The sequence below is a fragment of the uncultured Parabacteroides sp. genome (assembly GCF_902493135.1).
Classification (GTDB): Bacteria; Bacteroidota; Bacteroidia; order Bacteroidales; family Tannerellaceae; genus Parabacteroides.
Genome location: NZ_CABUOD010000086.1, coordinates 1 through 5,790, shown reverse-complemented (window position 1 = coordinate 5,790; position 5,790 = coordinate 1). Strand labels below are relative to the sequence as shown.

The following is a 5,790-nucleotide window of genomic DNA, read 5'->3' as shown; positions in this document are numbered from 1 at the left end:
TAGGCAAATATTATATATAGGAAAGGCGAAAACAAATTTATTTTCACAAGATTCATGTTTAAGGATATGAGCCAATAGAATAATTTTCTCTGCGGTGATACTATATAAAAACATGAATGGTTATTTGCCGGAATGTTTTTATCTTTGTATCCTTGTCAAAATAAAAAATAAGATGAAATATACCGGAATATATATCCTGTTGACGATACTGTCGCTACTTGCCGCATGTACCGGAAAGTTGGCGGAAGGAAAGGTGGTGACGGTGACGATAGAGCCGCAACGTTTCTTTGCCGAAAAGATCGCAGGAGATAAGTTTGCTATCCATTGTGTAGTTCCATCCGGGCAGAGTCCGGAAACCTATGATCCGACTCCGAGGCAGATGGTGCAGATCGGACAGAGCGAAGCGTATCTGCAAATCGGTCATATCGGCTTCGAGCAGGTATGGATGCAGAAGATCCGCGAGAACAATCCCGATTTGAAGATATTCGATGTATCGAAGGGTATGCAGTTTGTAAAAGAGACGGAAGAAGAAGAGCATGGGCATGAAACGGATAACGATAACGGGCATCACCACCATCATGCAGGCGGTATCGATCCGCATATCTGGAGTTCCATCGAAGGGGCAAAGGTCATTGCTTGGAATACGCTGAACGCTTTTATCGAACTGGATAAAGAGAATACGGAGTATTATTGGAAGAATTATGAAGTTTTGCTGGCGGAGATTGAAAAGACGGAGGCCGAGATCAAGCGTCTGCTCGATCCGCTGACCGACCGTACGTTTATCATCTATCATCCTGCTTTGACCTATTTTGCCGATGAATTCGGCCTCGTCCAGCTCTGTATCGAGATGGATGGAAAAGAACCTTCGCCGGCCCAGTTGAAGCAATTGGTGACGACGGCAAAAGAGCGCCACGCGAAAGTTGTCTTTATCCAGCAGGAGTTCGACCAGAAAAATGCCGAACTGATTGCGAAGGAAACAGGTTGCCGGCTCGTGAAGATCAACCCGCTGGATTATCATTGGAATACGGAACTGATTCATATAGCGAAAGCACTGGCCGATGGAGAAACTGATTGACATAGAACATGTGACGGCCGCCTACGGCAATAAAACCGTATTGCGGGACATCTCTCTGACGGTCTGGAAAGATGATTTCTTGGGGATTATCGGACCGAACGGGGGAGGAAAGACAACCTTACTGAAGGTTATACTCGGCCTGTTGCCGCCTGTCTCCGGCACAGTCCGTTTTTATGAGGACGGACAGGCTGTCCCTTCTCTCCGGATCGGCTATCTTCCTCAATTGAACAACATCGATAAGAAGTTCCCGATCTCGGTGCGCGAGGTGGTCGCTTCGGGGCTGGCTTCGGAAAAGCCGCTTTTCCGTTCTTATAGTGCAAGCCAAAAACAGCGTGTGGAGGAAGTGCTTGGAAAAATGGGACTGGAAGGTTTGGCAAGTCGGGCGATCGGCGAACTGTCCGGCGGACAGTTACAGCGTGTGTTGCTGGGACGCTCCATTGTTTCCCGTCCGCAAGTGCTGATCTTGGATGAGCCGAACTCGTATGTGGACAAGCGGTTCGAATCTCATTTCTATAAGCTCTTGGACGAAATCAATAAGGAGAGCGCGATCATTCTGGTTTCACATGATATCGGGACTATATTGGCGATGGTGAAAAACATTGCTTGTGTAAACGAAACATTACATTACCATCCTGGAGCGGATGTGTCCGAAGAGTGGCTGGGCGAGAAATATGCTTGTCCTATAGAACTGATCGGACATGGCGATTTGCCGCACCGGGTTTTGAAAAAACACGAACATGAATAAACTTTGTTTGATAGGCCTACCGGAGGTCGGATATATTGTCGGTATCGCTGTCCTTATTTTCGGCATTACCGCTGTGAGGCAGAATCCTTTCATCAGTCGCGGACAAAAAATCCTTTGGATACTGACTATTGTCGTATTGAACTGGATCGGTCTGTTGCTGTATTACTATACTTATTACATTAAAAAGAATTAGAAAACGGATAATTCCTGATTTTTCAATGAAGAAGAAGATATTGATTACGGGGGCCAGTGGCTTTATTGGCGGTTTCCTGGTAAAGGAGGCGCTTGAACGGGGATATGAAACCTGGGCGGGTGTCCGTTCGACAAGTAGCCGTGCTAATTTGCAGGATGAACGGATTCGTTTTATCGATTTGAAATATTCCGACCGTGAATCCTTGACCGCGCAGTTGGCCGGTTTTGTCCGTGAACATGGTCCTTGGGATTATGTGATCCATAATGCCGGATTGACCAAGACGCTTGATAAAAGAAACTTTTATCGTATCAATGCCCGAAATACGGCCAACCTGATCGAGGCGCTTGCCGCAGCAGGTTGCAAGCCGGAGAAGTTCTTGCTGATGAGCAGCCTGAGCAGCTATGGCCGTGGGGACGAGAAAACGTTCCGTCCTATCTCGCTGGATGATCCTCAATTGCCCGATACGGACTATGGAAAGAGCAAGCTGGAAGCGGAGAATTATTTGCGGCACCAATCTTATTTCCCGTATGTGATCCTGCGTCCGACAGGAGTGTACGGGCCGGGCGAGAAAGATTACTTCATGGAGATCAAAAGTATAAAGTCCGGTTTTGATTTTGCCGTCGGCTTTACGCCCCAGCGCATTACTTTTATATATGTAAAGGATCTGGCTACCGCCGCTTTCCTTGCTTTGGAGAATGAGGCTGTCCGGAACCGCCATTATTTCGTGGCGGACGGTGATGTCTATACGGATGAATCGTTTGCCCGGATGATACAGGAAATCCTGCGGAAGAAACATGTCCTGCATGCCCGTATTCCGATGGGGCTGGTGCATATAGCCTGCCAGGGTTCCGAGTGGATAGGCAAGTTGCTGAAGAAGAGTATGACATTGAATACGGATAAATATATAATCCTGAAACAGCGTAACTGGATTTGTGATGTTACACCGCTTCAGGATGAATTGGGCTTCGTCCCGGCTTACCCGTTACGCCGTGGCCTGGAAGAAAGCATAGAATGGTATCGGAAGGAAGGCTGGCTGTAGTTTTATTTTACTTCTTCAACGGTTCCTTTGCCGATGACTTTCTGTTGTACGGCTGTCGGGCCTTTATAGCGGATATTTCCTTTACCGACGACTGTTGCTTTCAGGTTGTTGGTCGGATGGATCTGAGCGGAACCTTTCCCTGTGATTTTACAGTTTACTTCGGGCACTGCTATCCCGAAAGCCATGATTTCACCGTCGGTCGTGATGTTGTAGTCTGCTTCTTCGGCGCTTCCTGCTTTCAGGTTGATCGTGCCGGATCCGTTAATGCTGCATTCCAACTTGTCGGTTTTTAGTTCATTCACGACCATATTGGCGCTACCGGACACGTTCAGGTCGAGCTTGCCGACTTCGACTTTCCGTTTTAGTTGGACGAGACAGTTGGAATTAGCGTTGATTTTCAACTCGTCACCTGTCAGAGGGCTGTTAGCCATGAAGTTCGCGTTGCCGGAAGCTTTTACTTCTTTCAGCCATTTGGAGTTGGTCTTGACGATGAATTTGGTGAAATGGTCGACTTTTACGCCCTTGAACCCGACGGTAAGAACACGGTCTTTGATGTCGATGTTCACGTACGGGTGTAGGTTTTCGTCTACGGTTATTTCAATATGCGGAGTGGATTCCGACTGCTCGTAGTTGAAGTCGATCACCCCGTCGAACTTGATGGCATTGAAGTCGTCGATCGTTATTTTCTTGGTCGAGAGCTTTCCGTTTCCTTTCACATGGTCTGCTGCCTGGACAGAGAAAAACATTCCTATCAGGAAAGCGATCATTAGTAAACCTTTTGTTTTCATGTATGTCTTCTTTATGTTATACTTATGGACGCGTTTGCCGCACTTCGGTTACAAATGTAGGAAATTTATTTCACTCTTGTGATATCGGCAGCTCCCGAACAACGTGTATTAGCTTTAGGATTTCCTTTGTAACAGATGTCTCCGCTTCCGGAAGCGGATGCTTCGAGCGTTTCGGTTGCGTATGCCTCAATATCTCCACTGCCGCTCACCTTGCATCTCAGGTCTTTTACCATGAATCCGTATGCACTTATGTCTCCACTGCCGGATACTTTATATTCTCCCTTCTCGGCCTTTCCTTTCAGATTCAGATCACCTGCTCCGGCGACGCCTGCTTTGATATTCCCGCATATCAGGTCTTTTGCTTCCATATCGCCGGCACCGCTGACTTTTATTTCACATGCGTTTGCGATACGGACCGGTTTGTTCATATATACATCCGACGCACCGGATACTTCTACCTTCAGGTTTTCACCTGAAAGGTTATTCTGCAAAAAGAAATCTATGGAACCGGATATTTTTGCTTTTTCCAGGATCCGGGAAGAGCTGTTGATAATAAACTTCGTCGGATATAATTCTTGTTTTTCTTCATTTGTCCGGACATACAGGCATCCGTCCGAAACAGATATGTCCAGTAACGAGAACAAATTCTCGTCTACTGTAATTTGCAGGTTGGAACTTCCTGATCCTTGCATATAATTAAATGCCGGACCTTTGTATTCTTTTTTATTGAATAGGGAACCGTTATTGTTGAAATTGATTTTTACTCTGATATTCAGCTCCGTGTAATCGGATATCTGAATTTCTTTGGAAATAATATTTCCGTTACCTTTCACTTTTTCGGCATATCCGCCTGTCGTACATATAAACAAGAAAGCTATTAATGCTGTTAATGTCGTTTTCATATTCTATGGTATTATAAGTATTAATTTTTCTTGATCGAACCTCCGCCAATGACGCTTTTGCTGAGTTCCGGATCTCCTTCATATCGTATGTGGCCACCGCCGGCTATGCTGGCGTCCAATTGTTCGGCCGCATGTACTTCAATGTCTCCGCCACCTGCAACGCTGCATTCCGCTTTCCGAAGGATACATTCGAATGCGCTGATATCCCCACCGCCGGCTACACTCAGGTCTCCTCTTTCGGCCTCTCCTTTGAGCCGGATGGAGCCGCTGCCTGCCACACTGCAATCCAGGTTGTCTACTTTCAGTTTGGTTGCTTTGATATCTCCCGATCCTGCCACGCTAAAGTTGATTTTGCGTGCTTCCAGCTGCTTATCGAGGTTTATTGTGCTGCTCCCGGCAATGCTGATATCCAGTTTATCGGTTTTAAGAGGACTTTTGGTGACAAACTCCCCGCCACCGACTGCACTTATCTCTTTCAGCTCACGGGAGTTGGTCTTTATTTCACATACAGTCGGTTGGAGGTTGAGTCCATAAGAATTTCCGTTAAAATATTTTTTTTCATCTTTAGGCTGTACGATCAATGTCTTGCCCTTTACTTTTATGTCGAGGTAGGGCAATATGTTCTCGTCTATCGTTATCTTAAAAAAGGGAGATGCATTGGATTGTTCATATTCGATGTTCACCTTTCCCACATATGAGATTTCATCATAATCGGATATGGAAATTTCTTTCGTGATAATATTCCCGTCTCCTTTTATCGTATTCTGGGCAAATCCGTTCGTTACCAGCAGCCAGATACAAACCATAAAGAAAAATGCTCTTGTTTTCATGTCTTGTCGTATTTTCGTTTATTTTCTTTTATAGACGAGCAAGGAGATGTTACGGTTGCATATTTTCTTTACTTTTTCATGAATTAGTTTTTCTTATATGCTTTACAACACAAATTAGCATTTCAACTCTTGACAAATTGGAAAAAGGCCGTATCTTTGCACCGTGGTTTTTTCATAATAGTATTAGATTTAAGGTTAACAAAGTTGGTTAGGGGTTG

General features: G+C 45.5%; 7 protein-coding genes. 4 read left to right on the top strand and 3 right to left on the bottom strand.

Features of this window, described 5'->3' with window-relative positions; translation table 11 throughout:
- The first annotated feature begins 172 nt into the window (after positions 1–172).
- From RDN79_RS18880 to RDN79_RS18865, 4 genes are read left to right on the top strand one after another with little or no spacing between them, the layout of a single operon-like run.
- The gene (locus RDN79_RS18880) at positions 173–1,075 is read left to right on the top strand and encodes a metal ABC transporter solute-binding protein, Zn/Mn family (RefSeq protein ID WP_298550938.1); all 903 of its coding nucleotides are present in this window, start codon (positions 173–175) and stop codon (positions 1,073–1,075) included.
- Positions 1,059–1,820, top strand: coding sequence for a metal ABC transporter ATP-binding protein (locus tag RDN79_RS18875; RefSeq protein ID WP_298550940.1), 762 nt, complete (start codon positions 1,059–1,061; stop codon positions 1,818–1,820). Before RDN79_RS18880 ends, RDN79_RS18875 begins: the two co-directional genes overlap by 17 nt.
- Positions 1,813–2,013, top strand: coding sequence for a PLDc N-terminal domain-containing protein (locus RDN79_RS18870; protein ID WP_298550941.1), 201 nt, complete (start codon positions 1,813–1,815; stop codon positions 2,011–2,013). Before RDN79_RS18875 ends, RDN79_RS18870 begins: the two co-directional genes overlap by 8 nt.
- A gap of 25 nt (positions 2,014–2,038) precedes the next feature.
- Entirely contained in the window at positions 2,039–3,052 is a 1,014-nt protein-coding gene (locus RDN79_RS18865) for an NAD(P)-dependent oxidoreductase (protein ID WP_298550943.1), read from the top strand.
- Positions 3,053–3,054: 2 nt separating this feature from the next.
- On the opposite strand, the gene RDN79_RS18860 is transcribed toward RDN79_RS18865, so the two are convergent.
- From RDN79_RS18860 to RDN79_RS18850, 3 genes are all read right to left on the bottom strand, one after another.
- Positions 3,055–3,840 carry a head GIN domain-containing protein gene (locus tag RDN79_RS18860; protein WP_298550945.1) on the bottom strand — a complete coding sequence of 262 codons (786 nt, stop codon included), beginning with the start codon at positions 3,838–3,840 and terminating at the stop codon, positions 3,055–3,057.
- Between the two features lie 65 nt (positions 3,841–3,905).
- Positions 3,906–4,742 (bottom strand): head GIN domain-containing protein, encoded by an 837-nt coding sequence (locus RDN79_RS18855; RefSeq protein WP_298550947.1) that lies wholly within the window; start codon positions 4,740–4,742, stop codon positions 3,906–3,908.
- Positions 4,743–4,762: 20 nt separating this feature from the next.
- Positions 4,763–5,572, bottom strand: coding sequence for a head GIN domain-containing protein (locus tag RDN79_RS18850; protein WP_298550949.1), 810 nt, complete (start codon positions 5,570–5,572; stop codon positions 4,763–4,765).
- Positions 5,573–5,790: the final 218 nt, after the last annotated feature.